25 protein-coding genes are annotated in these 23,722 nt (G+C 71.0%); 11 read left to right on the forward strand and 14 right to left on the reverse strand.

The window, feature by feature from the left end:
- The first annotated feature begins 17 nt into the window (after positions 1–17).
- The 3 genes from ACIQRW_RS36345 (at position 18) to ACIQRW_RS36355 (ending at position 2,167) form a co-directional block, all read left to right on the forward strand.
- Positions 18–866, forward strand: coding sequence for an AraC family transcriptional regulator (locus tag ACIQRW_RS36345; RefSeq protein WP_403769090.1), 849 nt, complete (start codon positions 18–20; stop codon positions 864–866).
- Between the two features lie 138 nt (positions 867–1,004).
- The gene (locus ACIQRW_RS36350) at positions 1,005–1,865 is read left to right on the forward strand and encodes an AzlC family ABC transporter permease (RefSeq protein WP_403769092.1); all 861 of its coding nucleotides are present in this window, start codon (positions 1,005–1,007) and stop codon (positions 1,863–1,865) included.
- A complete protein-coding gene (locus tag ACIQRW_RS36355) occupies positions 1,862–2,167 on the forward strand; it encodes an AzlD domain-containing protein (protein WP_003965829.1) in 306 nt (101 codons plus the stop codon). Before ACIQRW_RS36350 ends, ACIQRW_RS36355 begins: the two co-directional genes overlap by 4 nt.
- A gap of 62 nt (positions 2,168–2,229) precedes the next feature.
- Here ACIQRW_RS36355 and ACIQRW_RS36360 read toward each other — a convergent pair whose 3' ends face one another.
- Positions 2,230–3,144: a hypothetical protein gene (locus ACIQRW_RS36360; RefSeq protein WP_403769098.1), complete on the reverse strand. Its 915-nt coding sequence runs from the start codon at positions 3,142–3,144 to the stop codon at positions 2,230–2,232.
- 79 nt (positions 3,145–3,223) lie between these two features.
- On the opposite strand from ACIQRW_RS36360, the gene ACIQRW_RS36365 reads away from it, so the two are divergent.
- On the forward strand, positions 3,224–3,418 hold the full coding sequence (locus tag ACIQRW_RS36365; protein WP_003965827.1) for a DUF3046 domain-containing protein: 195 nt from the start codon (positions 3,224–3,226) through the stop codon (positions 3,416–3,418).
- A gap of 229 nt (positions 3,419–3,647) precedes the next feature.
- Positions 3,648–4,763 (forward strand): AI-2E family transporter, encoded by a 1,116-nt coding sequence (locus ACIQRW_RS36370; protein WP_403769161.1) that lies wholly within the window; start codon positions 3,648–3,650, stop codon positions 4,761–4,763.
- A gap of 22 nt (positions 4,764–4,785) precedes the next feature.
- Here the strand turns inward: ACIQRW_RS36370 and ACIQRW_RS36375 are convergent, their stop codons facing one another.
- Both ACIQRW_RS36375 and ACIQRW_RS36380 read right to left on the reverse strand, forming a co-directional pair.
- A complete protein-coding gene (locus ACIQRW_RS36375; protein WP_403769164.1) occupies positions 4,786–5,670 on the reverse strand; it encodes an SDR family oxidoreductase in 885 nt (294 codons plus the stop codon).
- Between the two features lie 250 nt (positions 5,671–5,920).
- Entirely contained in the window at positions 5,921–6,280 is a 360-nt protein-coding gene (locus ACIQRW_RS36380; RefSeq protein WP_403769101.1) for an ArsR/SmtB family transcription factor, read from the reverse strand.
- Between the two features lie 123 nt (positions 6,281–6,403).
- On the opposite strand from ACIQRW_RS36380, the gene ACIQRW_RS36385 reads away from it, so the two are divergent.
- On the forward strand, positions 6,404–7,768 hold the full coding sequence (locus ACIQRW_RS36385; RefSeq protein ID WP_403769104.1) for an MFS transporter: 1,365 nt from the start codon (positions 6,404–6,406) through the stop codon (positions 7,766–7,768).
- A 42-nt stretch (positions 7,769–7,810) separates the two neighbouring features.
- On the opposite strand, the gene ACIQRW_RS36390 is transcribed toward ACIQRW_RS36385, so the two are convergent.
- The gene (locus ACIQRW_RS36390) at positions 7,811–8,353 is read right to left on the reverse strand and encodes a GNAT family N-acetyltransferase (RefSeq protein WP_403769107.1); all 543 of its coding nucleotides are present in this window, start codon (positions 8,351–8,353) and stop codon (positions 7,811–7,813) included.
- Between the two features lie 432 nt (positions 8,354–8,785).
- On the opposite strand from ACIQRW_RS36390, the gene recA reads away from it, so the two are divergent.
- Both recA and recX read left to right on the forward strand, forming a co-directional pair.
- Complete coding sequence (gene recA, locus ACIQRW_RS36395; protein WP_403769110.1) at positions 8,786–9,925, forward strand: recombinase RecA; 1,140 nt, start codon at positions 8,786–8,788, stop codon at positions 9,923–9,925.
- Positions 9,926–9,928: 3 nt separating this feature from the next.
- Positions 9,929–10,657, forward strand: coding sequence for a recombination regulator RecX (gene recX, locus ACIQRW_RS36400; RefSeq protein WP_403769113.1), 729 nt, complete (start codon positions 9,929–9,931; stop codon positions 10,655–10,657).
- A 192-nt stretch (positions 10,658–10,849) separates the two neighbouring features.
- Here the strand turns inward: recX and ACIQRW_RS36405 are convergent, their stop codons facing one another.
- The 9 genes from ACIQRW_RS36405 to ACIQRW_RS36445 all read right to left on the reverse strand — a co-directional run bounded on the left by ACIQRW_RS36405 (position 10,850) and on the right by ACIQRW_RS36445 (position 18,404).
- Positions 10,850–11,533, reverse strand: a complete 684-nt coding sequence (locus ACIQRW_RS36405) for a hypothetical protein (RefSeq protein ID WP_403769116.1) — start codon at positions 11,531–11,533, stop codon at positions 10,850–10,852.
- A gap of 247 nt (positions 11,534–11,780) precedes the next feature.
- Complete coding sequence (locus ACIQRW_RS36410) at positions 11,781–12,227, reverse strand: rhodanese-like domain-containing protein (RefSeq protein WP_403769119.1); 447 nt, start codon at positions 12,225–12,227, stop codon at positions 11,781–11,783.
- Complete coding sequence (locus tag ACIQRW_RS36415) at positions 12,224–12,805, reverse strand: cysteine dioxygenase (RefSeq protein WP_403769122.1); 582 nt, start codon at positions 12,803–12,805, stop codon at positions 12,224–12,226. Before ACIQRW_RS36415 ends, ACIQRW_RS36410 begins: the two co-directional genes overlap by 4 nt.
- A gap of 73 nt (positions 12,806–12,878) precedes the next feature.
- Positions 12,879–12,965, reverse strand: coding sequence for a putative leader peptide (locus ACIQRW_RS36420; protein WP_311605579.1), 87 nt, complete (start codon positions 12,963–12,965; stop codon positions 12,879–12,881).
- Between the two features lie 40 nt (positions 12,966–13,005).
- On the reverse strand, positions 13,006–14,709 hold the full coding sequence (locus ACIQRW_RS36425; protein WP_403769124.1) for an FAD-dependent monooxygenase: 1,704 nt from the start codon (positions 14,707–14,709) through the stop codon (positions 13,006–13,008).
- A 176-nt stretch (positions 14,710–14,885) separates the two neighbouring features.
- Complete coding sequence (locus tag ACIQRW_RS36430; RefSeq protein WP_403769127.1) at positions 14,886–15,827, reverse strand: amino acid ABC transporter permease; 942 nt, start codon at positions 15,825–15,827, stop codon at positions 14,886–14,888.
- Positions 15,824–16,471 carry an amino acid ABC transporter permease gene (locus tag ACIQRW_RS36435; protein WP_097870537.1) on the reverse strand — a complete coding sequence of 216 codons (648 nt, stop codon included), beginning with the start codon at positions 16,469–16,471 and terminating at the stop codon, positions 15,824–15,826. Before ACIQRW_RS36435 ends, ACIQRW_RS36430 begins: the two co-directional genes overlap by 4 nt.
- 191 nt (positions 16,472–16,662) lie before the next feature.
- A complete protein-coding gene (locus ACIQRW_RS36440) occupies positions 16,663–17,586 on the reverse strand; it encodes a glutamate ABC transporter substrate-binding protein (RefSeq protein WP_397925304.1) in 924 nt (307 codons plus the stop codon).
- Positions 17,587–17,618: 32 nt separating this feature from the next.
- Positions 17,619–18,404 (reverse strand): amino acid ABC transporter ATP-binding protein, encoded by a 786-nt coding sequence (locus ACIQRW_RS36445; protein ID WP_026291196.1) that lies wholly within the window; start codon positions 18,402–18,404, stop codon positions 17,619–17,621.
- Between the two features lie 491 nt (positions 18,405–18,895).
- Between ACIQRW_RS36445 and ACIQRW_RS36450 the strand changes: the two genes are divergently transcribed.
- Together ACIQRW_RS36450 and ACIQRW_RS36455 are read left to right on the forward strand one after the other, a co-directional pair.
- On the forward strand, positions 18,896–19,588 hold the full coding sequence (locus ACIQRW_RS36450) for a response regulator transcription factor (protein WP_003965809.1): 693 nt from the start codon (positions 18,896–18,898) through the stop codon (positions 19,586–19,588).
- A gap of 19 nt (positions 19,589–19,607) precedes the next feature.
- Entirely contained in the window at positions 19,608–21,002 is a 1,395-nt protein-coding gene (locus tag ACIQRW_RS36455; protein WP_403769132.1) for a sensor histidine kinase, read from the forward strand.
- Between the two features lie 47 nt (positions 21,003–21,049).
- Here ACIQRW_RS36455 and ACIQRW_RS36460 read toward each other — a convergent pair whose 3' ends face one another.
- A complete protein-coding gene (locus ACIQRW_RS36460; RefSeq protein WP_403769135.1) occupies positions 21,050–22,051 on the reverse strand; it encodes a TAXI family TRAP transporter solute-binding subunit in 1,002 nt (333 codons plus the stop codon).
- Positions 22,052–22,196: 145 nt separating this feature from the next.
- Here ACIQRW_RS36460 and miaB point away from each other — a divergent pair, with 145 nt between their 5' ends.
- Positions 22,197–23,717: a tRNA (N6-isopentenyl adenosine(37)-C2)-methylthiotransferase MiaB gene (miaB, locus tag ACIQRW_RS36465; protein WP_403769138.1), complete on the forward strand. Its 1,521-nt coding sequence runs from the start codon at positions 22,197–22,199 to the stop codon at positions 23,715–23,717.
- Positions 23,718–23,722: the final 5 nt, after the last annotated feature.

Consider the following 23,722-nt stretch of genomic DNA (forward strand, 5'->3'; position numbering starts at 1 on the left):
CCTGCGAGAATGGCGCCATGACGGGAGCGGACGGCACGGAGGAATGGGCACGGCACTGGCAGTACGCCGCGCTGCCCGACCTCGATCTGCTGCGCGCCCGGTACGTCCGCCACACCTTCCCCCGGCACAGCCACGAGGGGTATGTCTTCGGCGCCGTCACCGGCGGGGTGGAGGACGTGGGGCTGCCCGGCGGCACGGTCCACGCGGTCCCCGGGACCGTCGTCATGATCAATCCGGAGGTGCCGCACACCGCCCGCTCCGGGGCGCCCGAGGGGTGGGCGTACGCCACGCTCTACCCGTCGGCCCAGGTCGTCAACGACATCGCGGCCGATGTGACGTCCCTGCGCGGCACGGTCGGCTTCGCCGAGACCCGGGTGACCGACCCCCATGCCTCCCGCCTGATCACCGAGGTGCACCGGGCGGCGGAGGAGGGAAACGCGCTGGCGGCCGACAGCCTGCTGCGGGTCCTCGTCACGCGGCTCCTCAGCCAGCACGGCAGCCCGTTGCCCGGACTGGCCGCGCACGCCGGGGGTGCGCGGAACGCCGTGCGCGCCCGCGCCGCGCTGGAGGAGCGCATGACCGCCCCGCCCACACTGGAGGCGCTCGCCGCCGAGCTGGGCACCGGCCCGTTCGCGCTGCTGAGAGCGTTCAAGAAGGAGTACGGGATGCCGCCCCACACGTGGCTCACCGACGCCCGGGTGCGCAGGGCCCGTCGCATGCTCGACGCCGGTGTCGCTCCCGCCGAGGCCGCGACCGCCGTCGGCTTCACGGATCAGCCGCACCTCAATCGCCACTTCACCCGGATCGTGGGTGTGCCACCCGGCGCCTACCAGCGCGAGCGCGGAGTGCCTCGGCCCGGCCGGTGAGGGCGCAAGAACGTACCGCTGATGGCGCAGAACATGTCAGTGGGTGTGCAGACTGCAACTCTGCGTGTGCGGAAAGTGCCGACTGGTGTGCAAGAACGTACAAGACCCGGCCCTGGTGATCCCCGTAGCGTTCCGGGCGTGGCAGAACAGACAGCACTCCCAGGGAGCACCGGCGCACCCGGTGCCATATCGCCCGGTCCGCCCGGTCCGCCCGGTCCGCCCGGCCGGTCGGCCGAGGCCCTTCCGGACAAGCCGGACGCGGCCGTCGTCCGCGACGCGCTAGGCGTCGGCATCGCCGTCGGGCTCTCCGGCTTCGCCTTCGGCGTCACCTCCGCGGGCTCCGGACTCGGCCTGCTCCAGACCTGCGTCCTGAGTCTTCTCGTCTTCACCGGCGCCTCGCAGTTCGCCCTGGTCGGCGCGCTGGCCGCGGGTGGCAATCCCTACACCGCGGCGGCCGGGGCGTTCTTCCTGGGCGTCCGGAACGCGTTCTACGGTCTGCGGCTCTCGCAACTGCTCGCGCTTCCCCGCGCGGTACGGCCCTTCGCCGCCCACTGGGTCATCGACGAGACGACCGCGGTCACCCTGCCCCAGCCCACCCGGCGGGCCGCGCGCATCGGCTTCACGGTCACCGGACTCACCCTGTACGTGCTGTGGAACCTCACCACCCTGGTGGGCGCCCTGGGCGCCGAGGCGCTGGGCGACACCGACGCGTGGGGCCTGGACGCGGCGAGTCCCGCGGTGTTCCTCGCGCTGCTCGCGCCGATGCTCAAGAGCACCATCGAACGCGTCACGGCGGGGTTGGCCGTCCTGCTGGCGCTGACGCTGCTGCCCGTTCTGCCGGCGGGCGTGCCCGTTCTGCTGTCGGCGCTCGCGGCACCCGTCGTCCTCTTCCTCATGGGACGGACGAAACGGGGACCGAACCCCGAGGGCCCCGAGGACGGCGCGGCGACCCGGCAGAAGAAGACGGCACAGCAGGAGAAGGAGGAGCGGCACCCATGAACGTCTGGATCGCGATCGGACTGACCGTGGCGGGCTGCTACCTCGCCAAGCTCCTGGGCCTGCTGGTGCCCGCGGGTGTGCTGGAGCGACCGCTGGTCCAGCGGATGGCCGCTCTGCTGCCCGTGGCGCTGCTGGCGGCTCTCACCGCACAGCAGACCTTCGGCGACGGTCAGCAGCTCGTCCTCGACGCCCGTGCCGCCGGTCTCGGGGCGGCGGCACTCGCTCTGGTCCTCCGCGCTCCCTTCCTGGTCGTCGTCGGCGCGGGAGTCCTGGTCACGGCCGGCGTCCGGGCACTGGCCTGAGCGAGCCGAACGCCCGAAAACCGAACGCGGGGAGGGATCCGTCGACCACACCGGACACGCGGTCAGCCGAGCGGACGACCGTACGAGCGGAGCGTCCCCAAGGCCCTGAGCGTCACCAGGGGGCGCCCTTCCAGTGCGGTTCCCGGCGCCCACTGACGCCAGGTCACCGGCCATCCGCCGTCGTCCTGCTGCTCGGCGGCCAGGTGGTCGAGCGAGCGCTCCAGCTCCTCGTCCGTGAACCAGCGGCGGGCCAGGGACCCGGGCGTACGGGCGTAGTCGTGCGGGAAGTGGTGCTCGCCCGGCGCGTAACCCGTCGCCACCGGGTACTCCGCCCGCCGGGAGGGATCGAGCACCGCGAGCCGTTGTTCGCGCACCAGGCGGCCGAGCCGGTCGGCCGCCACCTCGGCGCGGGCCCGGTCCGGGGCGCAGTCCAGAAAGGCGACCGCGGCCTCGATCTCGTAAGGATGGGACTGTTCCAGAGCCTCGACGGCACTCCAGCAGAAGTCCGTCGCCCGGAACAACCAGGCGTGCCACACCTGATTGCCGTGGAGCAGCCCGACGACCGGGCCGGTCGCGAGCAGCTCCGCCGGAGGGTCGTCGACGATGGGGATGAACGGGGCCGCCGGGTACCCGCGCTGTGTAGGAAGCAGAGCGGGAAGCGCGCCTTCTTTGGTTGACACATCGGTCAGAAAGCGACAGATCCGTTCGACGCGCTGTCCGGTGCAGCGATCGATCGAATCAAGAACGCTCAGCGCATGGGCGGTGTGCAGCGGTTGGCTGACCGGACCCCGGAGATCGGGTTCCAGCGCGTGACCGTGGCCGCCGTCCTCGTTCTGATAGGCGGACAGGGCCGTTTCGACGGCGTCGGGATCTCCGTCCAGGAAGCCATGGGCGAACCTCCGCTGTTCGAGGACACGGGCCGTGAGCCAGATGAACTGCTCGGCTCGCGCGAGGGTGCTTGCTCCGGTTCCAGCCATGGACCGACCGTAGAGGGGAAAGGCGTCCGGCACATGCCCGGCGGACCGGCTGCACTCTCAGGAGCGGGATACTGGTGGCATGCGGTTGACGATTTTCTGGGAGCGGATGGCCGACCACTTCGGTGCGGCGTACGCGGACTCCTTCGCCCGTGACCATGTGATGGCCGAACTCGGCGGCCGCACGGTGCACCAGGCCCTGGACGCGGGCTGGGACGCCAAGGACGTCTGGCGCGGGGTCTGTACGGCCATGGACGTTCCGGCCGACAGGCGCTGAAGCCCGTGTGCGTTCCGGCGGGCGAGCGCTGAACCCCGTTCCGGGCGGGGACGGGACCGGGGCGGAACCGGAATGGTCGGCTCGGGGCGGGGGACCGGTGGCCGGCGGCATAGGCCAGACTTGTCCCGTGTCATCGACAGACGAGACCGCCCCGGCCCAGCCGTCCGCATCCCCGCCCGCCCCGCCGGCCGCACCACCCGCGCCGCCCTCCGGCGCAGGCGGGGTCCGCATGCCCGGCTGGCTGCCGCGTGCGATGGTGCTGGCCCTGGCGCTCTACGCCTGCTTCCAGCTCGGCAGTTGGGCGTTCTACCAGCTCATCGGGTTGCTGACGAACGTGCTGATCGCGTTCTTCCTCGCGCTCGCCATCGAGCCCGCGGTCGGCCGGATGGCGGGTCGCGGCATACGCCGCGGGCTGGCCACGTTCCTCGTCTTCCTCGCAGTGACGATCTTCGGCGTCGGATTCGTGGTGCTGCTGGGGTCGATGCTCGCGGGCCAGATCGTCGACATGGTCGACGAGTTCCCCAAGTACATCGACTCGGTGATCAACTGGGTCAACCAGACCTTCCGTACCGAACTCTCCCGGGTCGAGGTCCAGGACAGCCTGCTGCACTCCGACTGGCTGCAGAAGTACGTCCAGAACAGCGCCACCGGAGTGCTCGACGTCTCCACCACGGTTCTCGGCGGGCTGTTCCGGCTGTTGACGATCTTCCTGTTCTCCTTCTACTTCGCGGCCGACGGTCCCCGGCTCCGCCGCGCCCTGTGCTCAGTCCTGCCGCCGGCCCGGCAGACCGAGGTGCTGCGCGCCTGGGAGATCGCGGTCGACAAGACCGGCGGATACATCTACTCGCGCGGTCTGATGGCGTTGATCTCCGGCGTAGCGCACTACGTCCTGTTGGTGATCCTCGGGGTGCCCTACGCCCCGGCACTCGCCGTCTGGGTCGGACTCGTCTCGCAGTTCATCCCCACCATCGGCACGTATCTCGCGGGCGCCCTGCCCATGCTGATCGCCTTCACGGTCGACCCCTGGTACGCGCTGTACGTGCTCGGGTTCGTCGTGATCTACCAGCAGTTCGAGAACTACGTGCTCCAGCCCAAGCTGACCGCGAAGACCGTCGACATCCACCCCGCGGTCGCCTTCGGATCGGTCATCGCCGGCACGGCCCTGCTGGGCGCGGTCGGAGCGCTGGTCGCCATTCCCGCCATCGCCACGCTCCAGGCGTTCCTCGGCGCCTATGTGAAGCGGTACGACGTCACCGACGACCCACGCGTGCACGGGGGCAGCAGCCGCACGCCCGGGAGGCCCTTGCCGTCCCGGATACGCCGTCTGGTGTGGCCTCGGCGGTAGCAGTCGGTCGTGGCGGGCCGCCTCAGCGGTAGCCCGTCACATCGGCCGGCAGGCCGGGGTCCTGGACCTCGGTCAGATACCGCCAGGCGTCGGGTCGGCTCCCGTCCACATCCGTGAAGCCGTACACCTGGGCGAGTTGCCCGCTGGAGAGCGACCTGCCGTTCCAGCGGGCCACCTCGGGGTCGCCGGCGAGGGCGGCCACAGCGCGGCCGACGTACGCGGGGGACTCGGAGACCGCGAAGTGGGGCGTGTGCGCGACGGCGTCCCGCCAGGTGGTCTCGGTCACCCCGTGGGCCTGGAGCATCGCCTCGGACCGGAGCCAGCCCGGGGTGAGCGCCACGGCCGTCGCGTGGTGCGGTGCGAGTTCATGGCCGAGGGCGAAGGCCATCCGGTTCACCGCGGCCTTGGCCAGGTCGTAGAAGAACGAGACACGGTAGTGGGACGCGTTGTACTCGTCCGTCCCGTCGGTCATCTCGACGACCAGGCCGCCCGGTGTCTCGATCAGCAGCGGCAGCGCGAAGTGACTGGTGATGGCATGGGTGCCGACGGCCAGCCGCAGGGTGTGCAGCCCGGTGTCGAGCGACGACTCCCACACCGGCCTGTCCCACTCGATCTCGGCGCCCCAGATATCGTTCACCAGAATGTGCAGGGCGCCCTGTTCGCTCGCGATGCGGGCCACCAGCGCCCTGACCCGGTCGGGAACCAGATGATCGACCTGGACGGCGATGCCCCGACCGCCCGCCGCGTCGACCAGGGCCGCGGTCTCCTCGATCGTTTCGGGCCGGTCCATCTCGGACCGCTCGGACCCGCTCGTACGGCCGGTCACATACACGGTCGCCCCGGCGGCGCCGAGCTGGACGGCGATGCCTCTCCCGGCCCCGCGGGTGCCACCGGCGACGAGTGCCACGCGACCGGCCAGATCGGATCCGGGGGCCTGCCCTCCGTCGGGTGCGCCGAGCCCTGCAATCGATCCCATATCGATTGAATATAGGGCGATACGCCCAGGGGTGCAGATTCGGCTACGTTCGGTCAAGGGCTTCGGTCAAGGGCTTCGGTCAAGGGGTGTCCTGTCGCATTGAACGTTGAGCGATCTCACTGAAGTTTGAGTGACGGCCGACGCCCGAACTGGTCCGCCGAGAGGAGCTCGGCGGCACGAGTCAGTCGTGGGCGGCGGCACCGGTGACGCGGTGATCGGCGTGGCTGAGGGCCTCGATGACGAGCCGGCGCAGGTGCCCGTCCGTCAGTCGGTAGACGACGTGTCGTCCCTCCCGGCGCGTGTCGACCAACCCGGCCAGTCGCAACTTCGCCAGGTGCTGGCTCACCCCGGTCCGCGATGCGGCGCAGCGCTCGCTGAGGGTGCCGACGTCGGCCTCCTCCTGGGCGAGCAGCCACAGCAGGTGCAGGCGGGTGGAGTCCGCGAGTAGCGCGAACACCTCGGCGGCCTCGGACAGCCGCCTCTCGTCAACCGCTTGCTGGTGCACAGATGACGCAGGTGAAGGTTCCTTGCTGATGGACACTCCCACACCCTAGGCCGCGCATGGCCATACGCACCCATCCATTCCGTCAACACGTGCGCACCTGCGCACATGATTGGTACGTTGGCGGGGCGGGGAACGCTCCTCGCAGCGAGGGGGACCCGCATGCTCACAGTGCTGCGCAACCGCGCCTACCGGCACTTGTTCACCGCCCACGTCGTCGCCCTGGCCGGCACCGGGCTGGCCACGGTCGCCCTCGGACTGCTCGCCTACGACATCGCCGGACCGCGCGCGGGATCGGTGCTCGGTACGGCGCTGGCCATCAAGATGGCGGCTTACGTGGGCCTGGCCCCGGTGATCGCCGCGCTGGCCGAGCGGGTGCCTCGCCGGGCCGTCATGGTCTGGTCGGACGGCGTGCGCGGGGGTGTGGCGCTCGCTCTGCCGTTTGTGGATCAGGTCTGGCAGGTCTACGTGCTCGTCTTCGTCCTGCAGGCGGCCTCGGCCGCGTTCACGCCGGCGTTCCTAGCTGTCGTCCCCGACGTTCTGCCCGACGAGCGCGACTACACCCACGCACTCTCGCTGTCGCGGCTCGCCTACGATACCGAAAGTCTCTTCAGCCCGGCCCTCGCCGCGGCACTGCTGGCCGTCACGACGTACAACTGGCTGTTCCTGGGGACCGCGGCCGGGTTCGCGGCCTCCGCGATCCTGGTCCTCTCCGCCGTTCTGCCCAAGCGCGCTGCGGCGGCCGGCATGCAGCACCAGGAAGGAGTCCAGGGCAGGGTGACGGCGGGGATCCGGCTTCTCCTCGGGGCGCCCGCGCTGCGTTCCCTGCTCTGGATGGATCTCGCGGTCGCGGCGGGCGGCGCGCTCGTCCTGGTCAACACCGTCGTCTACGTGCGCGGCCACCTCTCGCTGGCGGCGGGCGACGTGGCCCTCGCGCTTGGCGCTTACGGCGGCGGCTCCATGGTTGTGGCCCTGTTCCTCCCCCGCCTCCTGAAGCACGTTCCTGACCGGAAGGCGATGCTCACCGGAGTTCTCGCCCTGCCAGGCGTCTTTGCAGGAGCCGCCCTGGTCACCGCAGCGCGCACCGGGGACTGGCGCTGGCCCGCCCTGCTCACCATCTGGGCCGCGTTCGGCGCCGCCGGCTCTCTGGTCCTGACCCCGGCCGGGAAGATCATCAGGCAGTACACGTCCCCCGAGCACCGCACGACCGCCTTCGCGGCGCACTTCTCCCTCTCGCACGCCTGCTGGCTCGCCACCTACCCACTCGCCGGATGGCTCGGCGCCGCCGCCGGCCTCCAAGCGGCCGTGCTGGCCCTGACCGCCGTCGCGCTCGCCTCTGCGGTCCTCGCCGTCCGCTCCTGGCCCGCCGACTCAGCAGAAGCCACGGCGCCCGTTGCACACAGCGAGGGCGCGCACGTCCACGCCAATCTGCCCGCGACCCATCCCCACCTGGCGGACGCCGTGCTCGCCCCCGGCGGCTTTCGCCACCACCACGCGCCCCGGGCAGACCACCTCCATGCCGCATGAGGCGCGTACCTGCACCGGGCACAGGAGCAACGCGGCAGCGGATCACAACGGGGACAGCAGCATGAGCACCTCGTCACGGTCATCGTTCTGACCGAACCGGAGAGCCCCGGGCCAGCGTCCGATCTCCTTCCAGCCGAGCCGTCCGTAGAACCCCTCCAGCCCCACCCCTGCGCGGGCGGCGAGACGGAGCTGCTCCAAGCCCATCTCCTTGCGAGCAAGGGTGCGAACCTCGCGCATCAACTGCATCCCGAGTCCGCGACCGCGGACCGCGGGACGGGTCTGCACGTGGTGCACGGTCCCCCAGTGCCGTACGAGTTCGAACGGATCGCGGCGCACGTTCAGCCAGCCCGCCAGCTCTCCCTCGACGTGAACGAGGAGCAGTCGGCTCGTCTCCGGCGCCAGGGACTCCACGATCGCCTCGACGGCCGACGCCGTCTGCGCAAGGTCCACGGGAGGGAACGGAAAACCGGCGGTGCCCCCGGCATTGGTCACCTCGACCCAGCAGGACGCCAGCTCCTCAACGAGAGAATCAGATACCTGTTCCGGGGCGGTCAGCTGGACGAATTGGGCAGCGGTCTCGATCACCGAGGGATCTTGGCACGCCCGCTGCTGCACACGCCAGGCCCAGGCCGGGGTCCGGTTCCGTTGCGGTGGGATGTGGTGGCCGGTCCTGCAACAGGAGCGGGCTCCCGTCACCCTTCGGCAGCAGGCGGAGCCGCCAACCCCCGCACCCAGAAGCGTTCGCCGCTCAAACTTGAATGAGACGAACCTGCCGGTCACCAAAGTTCAGTGAGAACGCTTAATCTTCAGTGCGACAGGACAAGGGGCGACCGCGGGGCCGCGTGGTGCGCTTGACATGAAAATCGAACATCCATTCTGATGAGATTCCGGCCGGGTTTTCCCGGGCTCGGCCGTGGAGTTGTCCACAGGCCGGGAGGACGTCGAGGCCCATTGTCAGTGGCAGGGGTTAGCGTCTGAGACGTGAAGCGATCGACTCAAGCAAATCGGGTGGAACCCATGGCAGCAGGCAACGACCGCGAGAAGGCGCTGGACGCCGCACTCGCACAGATTGAACGGCAATTCGGCAAGGGTGCGGTGATGCGCCTGGGTGAGCGGCCGAACGAGCCCATCGAGGTCATCCCCACGGGATCGACCGCTCTCGACGTCGCCCTCGGCGTCGGCGGTCTGCCGCGCGGCCGTGTGGTGGAGGTGTACGGACCGGAGTCCTCCGGTAAGACCACGCTGACGCTGCACGCGGTGGCGAACGCGCAGAAGCTCGGCGGCTCGGTGGCGTTCATCGACGCCGAGCACGCACTGGACCCGGAGTACGCGAAGAAGCTCGGCGTCGACATCGACAACCTCATCCTGTCCCAGCCGGACAACGGTGAGCAGGCGCTGGAGATCGTCGACATGCTGGTGCGCTCCGGCGCCCTGGACCTGATCGTCATCGACTCCGTGGCGGCCCTGGTGCCCCGTGCGGAGATCGAGGGCGAGATGGGCGACTCGCACGTGGGTCTCCAGGCGCGTCTGATGAGCCAGGCCCTCCGCAAGATCACCAGTGCGCTCAACCAGTCCAAGACCACCGCGATCTTCATCAACCAGCTCCGCGAGAAGATCGGCGTGATGTTCGGCTCCCCGGAGACCACCACCGGTGGCCGGGCACTGAAGTTCTACGCCTCGGTGCGCCTCGACATCCGCCGGATCGAGACGCTCAAGGACGGCACCGACGCCGTCGGCAACCGCACCCGCGTCAAGGTCGTCAAGAACAAGGTCGCCCCGCCGTTCAAGCAGGCGGAGTTCGACATCCTCTACGGCCAGGGCATCAGCCGCGAGGGCGGTCTGATCGACATGGGCGTGGACCACGGCTTCGTCCGCAAGGCCGGCGCCTGGTACACGTACGAGGGCGACCAGCTCGGCCAGGGCAAGGAGAACGCCCGCAACTTCCTCAAGGACAACCCCGACCTCGCCAACGAGATCGAGAAGAAGATCCTGGAGAAGCTGGGGATCGGTGTCCGTCCGGACGCCGCTACGGGCGAGCCTGCCGCGGACGCCGCTGGGGCAGCGGCCGCAGCGCCGGCGGCCGACGGGGCGGCGAAGCCGGCGACCACCGCGGCCGCCAAGGCCAAGCCGGCCAAGACTGCGGCGGCCAAGAGCTAGGCCGTGACACGTCGTACGGAGTGGCCGGGCGGCCCTGCCGAGCCCGGCGGCGACCCTGAATCCGACCACGGGCCCGCCGAGCCGGAGGCGGGCGGCGGGGCGCGGCCCGGGCGCCGCTCACGCGGTGGAGCCGGCGCCGGGAGCGGATTCGGCGAGGGGGCGGGCCGCCGTGCCCGCTCCGGCACCAGAAGCAGCGGCTCCCCTTCCTCGTCGAGGGCCGAGAAGGGGGAGCCGCGTGACCCGGTCGAGCAGGCGCGCAACATCTGCCTGCGGCTGCTCACCGGGACGCCGCGAACGCGCAAACAGCTCGCGGACGCCCTGCGCAAGCGGGAGATCCCGGATGAGGCGGCCGAGGAAGTGCTCGCGCGCTTCGAAGACGTCGGGCTGATCGACGATGCGGCGTTCGCCGGGGCATGGGTGGAGTCCCGGCACCACGGCCGGGGGCTCGCGCGCCGTGCCCTCGTCCGTGAGCTGCGGACGAAGGGCGTGGACTCCACCGTGATCGACGAGGCGGTCGGTCGGCTCGACCCGGATCAGGAGGAGGAGACGGCGCGGGAGCTCGTGGCTCGCAAACTCCGCTCCACACGGGGCCTGGACCGGGACAAGCGGCTGCGTCGCCTGGCGGGGATGCTCGCACGCAAGGGATACGGGGAAGGCATGGCCCTGCGGGTGGTGCGTCAGGCGCTGGAGGAGGAGGGCGAGGACACGGAAGGCCTGGACGAGCCTTTCTGAATACGGGGTCCGGAGATATGCGCGGCCAGGGGGCAGGGGCCGGGCAGGGGGTAGCGGCGGCCGACATCCTGCCGCCTGCCGCCTGCCGCCAGCCGCCAGCCGCCAGCCGCCGGCGGCCAGCGTCCGGCGGCCGCGTCCGACAGCCGGCGGTTACCTCCCGACGGCACGCGTCCGATGGTCAGGGGCCCGTGGTCACTGTCCCGCCAGGGACGCGCGGCGGATGGTGGCGTCGACGAGGGCCAGGGCGTCCACTGCAGTGCGGCCGGGATGGCGGTTCCAGGGGCCGATCAGTCCGGGCCACCCCTGCGCGCGCAGCTCCGTGATCAGCCAGGCACCCGCCCGGTCCACGGTGTCGAGGGAGCCGTAGCCGAGGCGGTGCGCGGAGATGAGGGCGCCGCAGACGCAGCGTGCGCCACGGGTGTTGCGCAGCCGGTACGGAGTGTTCTGCCAGCCCCACTCGGCCAGGATCTGCCGTGCGTAGCCGAGATGGGTCGACGGGCGGAGGTTGCTCTGCCCGACCCGCCGCCAGAGGTGGACGCGGTCGGGCAGCATCGCGCCCAGCCTCCCGGGCAGCGGGCGCTCGTGCGGGGGCGCGGCGGGCAGCGTCCGCAGGGTGTCGTCGACGAGCCGGTCCACGGGCACGGACAGCAGCGTCCGCCAATCGAAGGGCGCTGTGGGCGCGCATTCCGCGGGTTCCTCGGGTTTTGTGGGTTCCACGAGCCGTGCGGACGTCGGCCCCGCCGGAGTGAGCACGGGCTCGGAGGGCTCGGGGACTGTGCGCTCCCACCCCGTGACGATCTGCTGCCACGCCTGGGTGTCGTGCAGCCGGGAAGCCTGGCCGTCGAGCTGGTCGGGGGTGAGGAGAGCGGTCGCCATGAATGCGTCATCTCCGTACATTTCGGTCCTCTGTGTGAGGCGAATGTCGGTCACGCACGGCGATTGCTCTAGTGGAACGTGGCGTTCGGGTGTGTGACATCCGAACGGAGCTGATGCCTGACGCCTGTCACCGGATGCCTGACGCCTGCCACCTGAGCTCAGGTGGCAGGCGTCAGGTGGCAGATCCCGGTGTCGTGCCCGGCAACTGACGCCCGGGCGCCAGCTCCCGGGCATCAGCTCCCGGGTGTCAGGTGGAGGTGGCGGCGGAGGTGACCGGAAGGCCCGCGCCGCGCCATGCCTGGAAGCCGCCGATCAGGTCGGTGGCCCGGTGCAGGCCCAGCTGCCGCAGCGAGGCGACCGCGAGGCTGGAGGCGTACCCCTCGTTGCAGATGACGACGATCCGGAGGTCGTGGCCGACCGCTTCGGCGGCACGGTGGCTGCCCCGGGGGTCGAGCCGCCACTCCAGTTCGTTGCGTTCGACGACCAGCGCGCCCGGGATCAGTCCGTCCCGGTCACGGAGCGCCGCGTACCGGATGTCCACCAGGAGGGCCCCGGCCTCCGCTGCTGCGGCAGCCTCGGGCGGGCCGATCCGGTCGTAGCCGGCCCTGACCCGCTCCAGCAGTTCGTCGATGCCCACGGGCGTCGGGGCGTCCGGCGCGGCCTCGCCCCGGTCGGTGTTCCGGTCCTCGCTCACTGCCAGTCCTCCGGGCTCTCGGTCTGCTCCAGGCGGAGCACCGCACCGGTGCGGCTGAACCGGCGGATCCGCGGCAGGGGCGGGTAGTAGGCGTGGACGGAGACCGCGTGGGCGACCTCGGACTCGTTGAGGACCTCATGGACGTGGTTCTGCCCGAAGGCCCTGCCCTGACCGGTCGCCAGATTCCTCGACCGGTCCACCTCGTCCGTCAGCTCCAGCGTCTTCCAGCCGTCGGTGGGCAGCCGCACGGCCAGTGAGTGCTCCCTGAGAGCGCCGGCCACGGTGGTGAACGCGCCGAACGAGTCTGCGTGATCGTGCCAGCCCGTGCCGGTGCGCGGCGGCCAGCCGATCAGCCACGCTTCGCTGCCTCCCGGTCCGTCGAGCCGGATCCAGGTGCGGCCCTCCGGATCGAGGGGGAGCGAGGCGATGAGCGCCTCGTCCCGAGCGGCGCCGCGGACGAAGTCCATCAGCTCCGCGACTGTCGGTGCGGCGGAAGAGGTTGCGGAGCCCCCGGTCACGGGGGCGGAAGGGGAAGGAACAGCGGCAGCCGTGGGCACGGCGGAGCGAGGGGAAGACACGAGGACCGTCCTGGGAGTTCGCGCGGGGTTCCGGCCGTGCGGAGAGCGGCACGCACCGGCAGAGGGAGGCGAGTCAGCAGGACGGGCGACACACGCAGCCCGCGTAACGGACGAGGTCCATATGGACCCTCCGCCACAGGCGCACATCGGTGTCGGTCATGATCTGGAGTACACCACGCGCGCCCGTGACGGTCAATCGATCAGTTGAGCCCGGCGGTGCCGTCGGCGTGGACCCGTGCCCGGGGCCGCTGTTCGCGCCCCGCACCCCGTTCGTCCCCGCCGTCACCCTGTTCCACGGGCTCCCGCGCTTGGCGGGGCGCACCGCCCAGAGCGGCCTGTGCCGCGGCGAGCAGCTCCGCGGGCCGTACGCCGCCGAAGGCGGCCACCAGGTGCCCGTCCGGCCTGACCAGCAGGACCGTGTGCGCCGATGCCCCCGGATAGCTCTCGGTGACCAGCAGCTCCGTCGACCCGGGGAGCGCCGCCACGGCGTCCGTGAGGCGGGGCATGACGCCCGCGGTCTGCCAGTGCCGCCGGTCCCAGACCCCGGTCCCCGGCGCGACCAGGATCACCAGCGGGTGGCCCCGCCCGAGCCGCTCCCGCAGACGCGCCGCCGTCCCGTCCGGCGCCGTCACCGTCACATCGGCGACCGGCGCACCGGGGGGCGTACCGACGACGGCGTGCGCCTCCGTGTGCGGTGGTGCAAGGGGGGAGTGCGAGTACGAAGGGGGCGCACCCAGGGCTCCGCAGCCCAGATGGCCGTCGGAGAGCAGGGTGTCGTGACCACGTGCGGCGCCCGGGACGAGGGTCCGCAGGCCGCCTCCGCCGCGCAGTATCGGCAGCGACTGGTCGGCGGCGCGCAGCCGTGCGGCCACCGCCGCCCGGCGCTCCGCCTGATAGCTGTCGAGGAGGTGCTCGGCCGGGCCGTGGTGCCAGGCGTGGGCCAGCTTCCAGGCCAGGTTCTCGGCGTCCCGGATCCCCTCGTCCAGACCCTGCGTGCCCACGGCGCCCAGCAGGTGCGCCGCGTCCCCCGCGAGGAAGGCACGCTGCTTGCGCCAGCGCCGGGCGAGCCGGTGGTGGAGCGTGTGGACGCCGGTGTCCAGCAGTTCGTACGCCGGGGTCTCGCCGCACCAGCCGGCCAGGGTGTCCCGGATACGGGTGATCAGGGCTTCGGGAGTGACCAGTTCGCCACGCGGCGGCAGCAGCCAGTCCAGCCGCCAGACGCCGTCCGGCAGTGGCCGGGCGGAGACCTCGGCGCCCCCGGTCCGCCAGGGAGGCTGCCGGTGCAGGACGGCCTCGTCGGGCCAGGGCAGCTCGGCGCGGAGCGCGGCGACGGCATGCCGCTCCACCGCCGTACGACCGGGAAACCGGATGTCCAGCAGCTTGCGCACGGTTGACCGGGCGCCGTCGCAACCGACCAGGTAACTCCCGCGCCACCAGGTCGAGCCCGGCTCCCTCGTGTGCACCGTGATGCCGTCGGGGTCCTGCTCCAGCGTGTCGATGCGGCTCAGCGGCACCCGCTGGACCAGCGGCGCCTTGTCCGCCGCCGCACGCAGCGCGGCGCTCAGCGCATGCTGCGGAACATGGAGCGGCGCGGGAAGGAGCCCGGTGAGCGGGGCTTCGTCCTCGTCGCCGCCGCCCCCGCTCAGCGGCACGTTCCGGACCAGCTGCTTCCGGCGCATCGAACGCCACCCGGACCAGCGCAGCCCGACCCGGTCCAGCTCCCGGCAGCCGAGGCGGCCCATCAGATCGGCGGTGTCCTCGCGCAGCACGACCGTGCGGGCGGGACGGGGCTCCTCCGTGCCGGGGCCCTCGTCGAGAACGACCGAGGGGACGCCCTGGGCGGCGAGGGCCAGCGACAGCGTCAGCCCGACGGGCCCGGCGCCGACGACGATCACCGGGTCCACGGCTCGTACCCTCCGGCCCGTACGGTCATGCGGAACGTGGCATAGGAAGCCGGGTGCGTGATCACAGAACGTATGCAACCCACTGGTGGTGCTTGCGTCAAGTGACCGAGGCAGCGACGCGTGCGCCGCTGCCTCGAATGCTCCTGCTCGTCAGGGCCGGGAAGGGCCCGGGACGATCAGTCCTTCGTCACACCGGTCGCACCGGCACCGCCGGCCGTCGGGCCTGCGCCCCCTGCGCCCCCCGCGTCCGGACCGGGCACGGCCTCCACCACGGGGATGCCGGCGGCCGGGGCGCCGGGCGCCACCTTGATGCCGGTCTTGGCGCGGCGGCCGCGCTTCTCGATCCACGTCGCCAGCGCCGAGAGCAGCAGGCACATCGCGATGTAGAGCGTGCCGATGACGACGATCGTCGAGACGTACGGGTACTGGCCGTTCACCTGCGTGTTGGAGGCGATCAGCCGCGCGGTCTGGAGCAGTTCCGGGTACAGGATGATGAAGCCGAGCGAGGTGTCCTTGAGGGTCACCACGAGCTGACCGATGATCGTCGGCAGCATCGACCGGACGGCCTGCGGCATCAGGACGCTGACCATGACCTGCGTCTTGCTCATGCCGAGCGCGTACGCGGCCTCGCTCTGCCCCTTGGGCACCGAGTTGATGCCGGCCCGCAGCACCTCGGCCTGGACGCAGCCGTTGTAGACGGAAAGGCCCGCGGCCAGCGCCCACATCGAGTAGTCGGTGAGGAAGCCGACCCAGATGGCGTAGATGGTGATCAGCAGCGGGAGCGAGCGGAACAGCTCGATGAAGGTGGTCGCCGCCCAGCGGACCGGCTTGTGGTCGGAGAGCCGGCCCACCACCAGGACCACGCCGAGGACCAGCGAGCCGACCGCGGCGAGACCGAACGCCTTGAGCGTGGCGAGCAGGGCGTCGGCGATGTTCTGCCGGATGCCCGTGTAGTTGAAGATGTCCCACATCGCGGGGGCGAGGTGCCCCTTGTCGGCGAGCCGCATGATGCTGATCGCGATCAGCGCCGCGATGGCGAGGCTGCCGACGACCGCGTAGATCCGGTTGCGGACGACGGCCTTGGGACCCGGGGCGTCGTAGAGAACGCTGGCGCTCATCGGGCGACCTCCATGCGACGCTCCAGCAGCCGGAAGAGGCCGCTGATGGTAAACGTGACGATCAGGTAGCCGATGGCCACCCAGATGAAGACGGGCACGATGTCGTAGCCCCGGTCACTCATCAGCTTCTGCCAGCCGAACAGCTCGGCGACGCTGAAGGCGCCGGCGATCGCGCTGTTCTTCGTCAGCGCGATGAAGATGCTGCTCAGCGGCGGGATCACGGTCCGCGTCGCCTGCGGGAGCACCACGATCTGCAGCGTCTGGGCGAACGTCATGCCGATGGAGCGCGCGGCCTCGGCCTGTCCCAGCGGCACGGTGTTGATGCCGGAGCGGACCGCCTCGCACACGAACGAGGAGGTGTAGAAGCCGAGCGCGAGCGAGCCGAGCACGAACGGGCTCATCCCCGGGAAGAGGATCTCGGGCACGACGAAGAAGAAGATCAGGAAGAGCAGCGTCAGCGGGGTGTTGCGCATCAGCGTCACCCAGGCGGTGCCGAAGTACCGCAGCGGCGGCACCGGCGAGACCCGGAATCCGGCGATGAGCACACCGAGGACCAGGGCGATAACCGAGCTGACGGCGGTGATCGACACGGTTCCTATGAAGCCGTCGCGGAACTCTGGGAAATTGTCGAGCAGTACGTTCATGAGGTCTCCGCGTCGGCGGTCAGCGGCATCAGGGCAGGGGAAGGGGCGCCCCGTACGCCCGCGGCCCCCGGGAACACCGGGACGGCGGTGGCGTACGGGACGCCTGGGTCACTCGCGGGGCGTCGTGACGGATGACGGGGTGCCGGCCGTCGGACGGCGGGCCGGAGCCCGCGGTCCGAGAGCCGACGGCGTCAGTAGCGCTCGATGGCCGGCGGCTCGACGTAGTCCGAACCGGACAGACCCAGCGTGGCCTCGTAGATCTTCTTGTACGTGCCGTCCTTGACGCGCTCCTCCAGCGACTTGCTGATGGCCTCGCGGAGCACCTTGTCGTCCTTGTTCAGGCCGACGCCGTAGGGCTCGTCGGTGAACGGGTCGCCGACGACCTTGAGCTTGCCGGAGTTGGCGGCCGCGTAGCCCTTGAGGATCGAGTCGTCCGTGGTGACGGCGTCGACCTGCTTGGTCAGCAGCTGCTGCACGCAGTCGGAGTACTTGGCCAGCTCGACGACGCTCGCGCCGTACTCCGGCTTCTTGATCTCCTGGAGCGGCGTGGAGCCGACGATCGAGCAGACCTTCTTGCCCTTCACCGCGTCCTTGCCGGTGATCGACTTCTCGTCCTCGCGCACCAGGAGGTCCGCGCCGGCCTTGTAGTACGGCCCGGCGAAGCCGACCTGCTTCTTGCGCTCGTCGTTGATCGTGTACGTGCCGACGTAGTAGTCGACCTGGCCCTTGGAGATGGCCGTCTCACGGACGCCGGAGTCGACGGTCTTCCACTCGATCTGCTTGTCGGAGAAGCCGAGGTCGGCCGCGACCATCTTGGCGATCTCGATGTCGAAGCCCGAGCGCTCCTTCGTCGACTGGTCCTCGAAGCCGAGGTACGGCTGGTCGGCCTTGGCGCCGATGACGAGCTTGCCGCGCTCCTTGGCCTTCTTGAAGACCGGGGAGTCCAGGGCGACGTCCTTGGCCGCGGTGTACGTGGGCAGTGCGGGGGCCTCGGAGGAACCGGGCTTCGTGCCGCCCGGCTTGTCACCGGCGGAGCCCTCCTTGCCGCCGCAGGCGGTCGCGGTCAGGGCGAGGACGGCGATGGCCGCGACGGCGGCGGACTGACGGAGCTTCATGTGAACAATCCTTAGGTCGTGGGTCGTTGTCGTCAGTGGTGAAGGATCTTCGACAGGAAGTCCTTGGCCCGGTCGCTGCGCGGGTTGCTGAAGAACTGGTCGGGGGTCGCCTCTTCGACGATCTTCCCGTCGGCCATGAACACGACGCGGTTGGCGGCGGAACGGGCGAAGCCCATCTCGTGGGTGACGACGATCATCGTCATCCCGTCCCGGGCCAGCTGCTGCATGACCTCCAGGACCTCGTTGATCATCTCCGGGTCGAGCGCCGACGTGGGCTCGTCGAAGAGCATGACCTTCGGGTCCATCGCCAACGCCCGTGCGATCGCGACGCGTTGCTGCTGGCCACCGGAGAGCTGCGCCGGGTACTTGTCGGCCTGTACGCCGACGCCCACCCGGTCGAGCAGGGTCCGGGCCTTCTCCTCCGCCGCCTTCTTGTCGGCCTTGCGGACCTTGACCTGGCCCAGCATGACGTTCTCCAGCACCGTCTTGTGTGCGAAGAGATTGAACGACTGGAAGACCATGCCCACGTCGGCACGCAGCCTGGCCAGCTCCTTGCCCTCCTGGGGCAGGGGCTTGCCGTCGATCGAGATCGCTCCCGAATCGACCGTCTCCAAGCGGTTGATCGTGCGGCACAGCGTGGACTTGCCGGACCCGGAAGGCCCGATGACGACCACGACCTCGCCACGGGCGATGGTCAGGTCGATGTCCTGGAGCACATGCAGCGCGCCGAAGTGCTTGTTGACGTTGCTCAGTACGACCAGGTCGTTCGCCGCGGGCGCGGCATCCTCGGCGTCCTTGGTCACTGAAACTCCGCTCATCGGCTTCTTGCTCCGTCCTCCTCGGTTGAACAAGGACAGTAATGACGCAGTGCTACCAGCGTCATTACATCTGAGCGGAAATTGAGCATAACGATCCGGCGGCAACCGGACACTCCGTGTGAACAGGACGCCACGCACCGCCCCGGGGGCGTACCGGGTGCATAACGGAACCCTGCTGTAACCGGGAGGCTCTTGACTGGTGTGCCGTTCATCGGCGTGGATGCCTAGGACGAGGAAGACGTGAAACACCGCAGAACGGGAAGTCTCATCGGGGCTCTCGGGGGCTCTCGGGGGCTCTCGGGGGCTCTCGGGGGCTCTCGGGGGATCTCGCGGATGGAGCGCGGGTTAATGTCGGGCCCTACGCGGTGACGCCGTGCGACGGTGCTGCCGAGGTGACGACGAAGCGAACGAGCCCCAGGAGCCGTACGGCCCCGGGGAAGCACGGAGACCCGAGGAGCCGTACGGCCCCGGGAGACACGGAGAGGAGGGCCATGAGACTGCTGCTCGTCGAGGACGACGACCATGTCGCGGCGGCCCTGTCCGCCGTGCTCGCCCGGCACGGATTCCAGGTCGTGCACGCCCGTAACGGCGAGGAGGCCCTGCGCGCCCTGCTGCCCGCCGAGAAGGAGCCCTTCGGGGTGATCCTCCTCGACCTCGGCCTGCCCGACCAGGACGGCTACGAGGTGTGCGGGAAGATCCGCAAACGCACCGCGACCCCCGTGATCATGGTCACCGCCCGCGCCGACGTGCGCTCACGCATCCACGGGCTCAACCTCGGCGCCGACGACTACGTCACCAAGCCGTACGACACCGGCGAGCTGCTCGCCCGTATCCACGCGGTCGCCCGGCGCACCACCAGCGGCGAGGACACCGCGCCGACCCCCGTCGCCGCCCTGCGCCTCGGTCCGGTCGCCATCGAGCTGCCGACCCGGCGGGTCAGCGTCGACGGCGCGGAAGTCCAGCTCACCCGCAAGGAGTTCGACCTGCTGGCCCTCCTCGCCCAGCGCCCCGGCGTCGTCTTCCGCCGCGAGCAGATCATCAGCGAGGTCTGGCGCACCAGCTGGGAGGGGACCGGACGCACCCTGGAGGTCCACGTCGCCTCCCTGCGCTCCAAGCTGCGGCTGCCCGCCCTGATCGAGACCGTGCGGGGCGTCGGCTACCGGCTCGTCGCGCCGTCCGCGTAACCGGCGGGTACGTCTCCCGGTGCGCTCCCGTCTGCTCCCGCTGCTCATCGTCCTGATGGCCGCCGTCCTGCTCACCCTCGGCTTCCCGCTCGCGATCAGCGTGGCCGCCGCCGAGCAGCAGCGGCTGGTGATCGACCGGATCGACGACACCGCACGGTTCGCCGCCCTGGCGCAGTCCATCACCGACACCTCCCCGGACAGCGAGGAGCGGCGCCGCACCCTCCAGACCGACCTGGAGCTCTACGCCTCGGTGTACGACATCCGCGCCGGCGTCTTCTTCCGGGACGACCGGGCCCTGGCCAAGGCCCCCGGCTACTGGACCCTGCCCGTCGAGGGGGAGGGGCGCACGGCCTTCAACGAGGCGCTGCTGGGCCGCCGCTCGCACGACCCCCCGCAGGTCTGGCCGTGGCGCGACGGCCGCGTCGTCGTCGCCTCGCCCGTCGTGCGCGACGGCGATGTGGTCGCCGTGGTCGTCCTCGACTCGCCCACCGGCGAGATGCGGTCCCGGATCCTGCGGACGTGGCTGTTCATCGGCCTCGGCGAGGCGCTGGCGCTGTTGGTGGCGGTCGGCGCGGCGGTACGGCTCACCGGCTGGGTCCTGCTGCCCGTACGGACCCTGGACGCGGCCACCCACGACATCGCCGGCGGCCGTATGCGCTCCCGGGTCGCCGCCTCCGCCGGGCCGCCGGAGCTCAGACGCCTGGCTCGTTCCTTCAACGAGATGGCGGACAACGTCGAGGACGTGCTGGAGCAGCAGCGCGCCTTCGTCGCCGACGCCTCGCACCAGCTGCGCAACCCGCTCGCCGCCCTGCTGCTGCGCATCGAGCTGCTCGCCCTGGAGCTGCCCGAGGACAGTGAGGAGATCGCGGCCGTGCGCACCGAGGGGAAGCGGCTGGCCCGGGTTCTCGACGACCTCCTGGACCTCGCGCTGGCCGAGCACGCCGAGGCGGACCTCCAGCTGATCGACATCGTCCCGCTCGCCGCCGAGCGGGTCGCCTCCTGGCGCCCGATGGCGGAGCGGGAGGGCGTGAACCTCACCCTGGACGGGGTCCCGGCGGCCACCGCCTGGGCCGACCCCATCGCGCTCTCCAGCGCCCTGGACGCGGTGGTCGACAACGCCCTGAAGTTCACCCCCGCCGGAGAGGACGTCACCGTCACCGTCGCCGCCGGAGCCCGCGCGGCGACCGTCGTGGTCGCCGACCGGGGCCCCGGCCTCACCGAAGCGGAGCTGGAGCGCGTCGGGGACCGCTTCTGGCGCAGCGCCCGCCACCAGAACATCAGTGGATCGGGCCTGGGGCTCTCCATCTCCCGGGTGCTGCTCGCGGCGGGCGGCGGCTCGATCGCGTACGAGCATCACGAACCGCACGGCCTGCGGGTGACCGTCTCGGTCCCCCGCGACCTGCCGGGGAGCTGAAGGGAAGCCGAGAGGGAGGGGCCGTCGGCTTCAGGAGCGGCGGGGCCTCACGGCTTCACCGAGCGGTAGTAGGCCTTGGCCCCGTCGTGCACGTCCAGTGGATCCGTGTAGATCGCCGTCCGCAGATCCACCAACTGCGCCGCGTGGACCTCGCGGCCGATCCGGTCCCGGCTGTTGATCACGGTCCGGGTGAAGGCCTCGGTCATGGCCGCGTCCGTACGGTCGGTCGTGACGAGCAGGTTGGCGACGGCGACCGTGGGCACCGCCTGACCCTGCTGGGCCTGCGGGTACACGTCGGCGGGCATCATGGCGGACCGGTAGAAGCGGGTGGGACCGGTCGCCGCCTGGAGCTTCGCGACCAGCTCGGCCTCCAACGGCACCAGCCGGATGTCGAAGCGCTGCGACAGCTCCTGCACGGCCGCGGTCGGCAGCCCGCCCGACCAGAAGAACGCGTCGAGTCGGCCCTGGGCCAGCCGTACGGGCATGGTGTCGATGCCCACCGGCACCGGTGTGACGTCGGCGGTCGGATCGAGCCCCGCCGCCGCCAGCAGCCGGTCCGCGACCAGCCGTACCCCGGAACCCTCCTGGCCGACGCCCACCCGCTTGCCCCGCAGGTCGGAGACCGTCCGGACGTCGGAGCCGCGGGGGACGACCAGCTGGACGTAGTCGTCGTACAGGCGGACACAGCCGCGCAGTCGCTGCGCCCCCGGCCTGCCGTCGCGCAGATAGGTGGCCACGGCATCGGCGGTGGCGATGGTGAAGTCCGCCTCGCCCGTCGCCACCCGGGCGAGGTTCTGCTGCGACCCCTCGCTCGTCCGCAGCCGTATGGACACCTCCGGCATGTCCTTGGCGAGTACGCCCTCCAGCCGTTCCCCGTACCGCTGGTAGACACCGCTGGGCACTCCGGTGGAGAAGGTGAGCGACCCGCTCGGGTCCCCCTCGTCCCCCTGGGGCTGCAACCACCACGCGAGCAGCCCGAGCACGACCGCGAGGACGGCGCCCGTCTGCAGGGTGCGCCGGCGGCCGAATCGGGACAGAGCGTGGAGCATGCGCGCGATCCTGCCAGCTCGACCGCCCCCCTGACCAGGCTTCCCCGTGAGGCCCGGCCCACAGTGGGCCGGGCCGGGCGGCGGACGGGCGGGGCCGGGGAAGGGGACGGGAGGGGGCCGCCCGGCAACCGCCTACCCTTGTCCCATGAGCAGCGGCAACCGGAGCGAAGCAGTGGACGTCCAGAAGAGCTACGAGGTGCGCACCTACGGGTGCCAGATGAACGTCCACGACTCCGAACGGCTGTCGGGTCTCCTGGAGGGCGCCGGCTACGTCCGGGCCCCCGAAGGCTCCGACGGCGACGCCGACGTCGTCGTCTTCAACACCTGCGCGGTGCGGGAGAACGCCGACAACAAGCTGTACGGAAACCTCGGCCGCCTCGCGCCCATGAAGACCAAGCGCCCCGGGATGCAGATCGCCGTCGGCGGCTGTCTCGCGCAGAAGGACCGCGACACCATCGTCAAGCGGGCCCCCTGGGTCGACGTCGTCTTCGGCACCCACAACATCGGCAAGCTGCCGGTCCTCCTGGAGCGCGCCCGCATCCAGGAGGAGGCGCAGATCGAGATCGCCGAGTCCCTGGAGGCCTTCCCCTCCACGCTCCCCACCCGCCGCGAGTCCGCCTACGCCGCGTGGGTCTCCATCTCGGTCGGCTGCAACAACACCTGCACCTTCTGCATCGTCCCGGCGCTGCGCGGCAAGGAGAAGGACCGCCGCACCGGCGACATCCTGGCCGAGATCGAGGCCCTGGTCGCCGAGGGCGTCTCCGAGATCACCCTGCTCGGCCAGAACGTGAACGCGTACGGCTCCGACATCGGCGACCGCGAGGCCTTCTCCAAGCTGCTGCGCGCCTGCGGTGCCATCGAGGGCCTGGAGCGCGTCCGCTTCACCTCGCCGCACCCCCGCGACTTCACCGACGACGTCATCACCGCCATGGCCGAGACGCCCAACGTGATGCCGCAGCTGCACATGCCGATGCAGTCCGGATCGGACAGCATCCTGAAGGCGATGCGCCGCTCCTACCGCCAGGAGCGCTTCCTGGGGATCATCGAGAAGGTGCGCGCCGCGATGCCGGACGCCGCCATCTCCACCGACATCATCGTGGGCTTCCCCGGCGAGACGGAGGAGGACTTCGAGCAGACGATGCACGCCGTCCGCGAGGCGCGGTTCGCCAACGCGTTCACCTTCCAGTACTCCAAGCGCCCCGGGACCCCCGCCGCCGACATGGACGGCCAGATCCCCAAGGAGGTCGTCCAGGAGCGGTACATGCGCCTGTCCGCCCTCCAGGAACAGATCTCCTGGGACGAGAACAAGAAGCAGGTCGGCCGCACCCTGGACGTCATGGTCGCGGAGGGCGAGGGCCGCAAGGACGGAGCCACCCGGCGCCTCTCCGGCCGCGCCCCCGACAACCGGCTGGTCCACTTCACGCAGCCCGAGAAGGCCGTGCGCCCCGGCGATGTCGTGACCGTCGAGATCACCTACGCCGCCCCGCACCACCTGCTCGCCGAGGGCACACCGCTCGCCGTACGGTCCACCCGCGCGGGCGACGCCTGGGAGAAGCGCACCACCGAGGCGGCCGCCAAGCCCGCCGGAGTGATGCTCGGCCTCCCCGGCATCGGCGCCCCGGACCCGCTCCCGGCCACCGCGGCCCCGGCCTGCGGCATCGGCTGACGACT

The sequence above is a fragment of the Streptomyces sp. NPDC091287 genome, assembly GCF_044768525.1.
GTDB lineage: Bacteria > Actinomycetota > Actinomycetes > Streptomycetales > Streptomycetaceae > Streptomyces.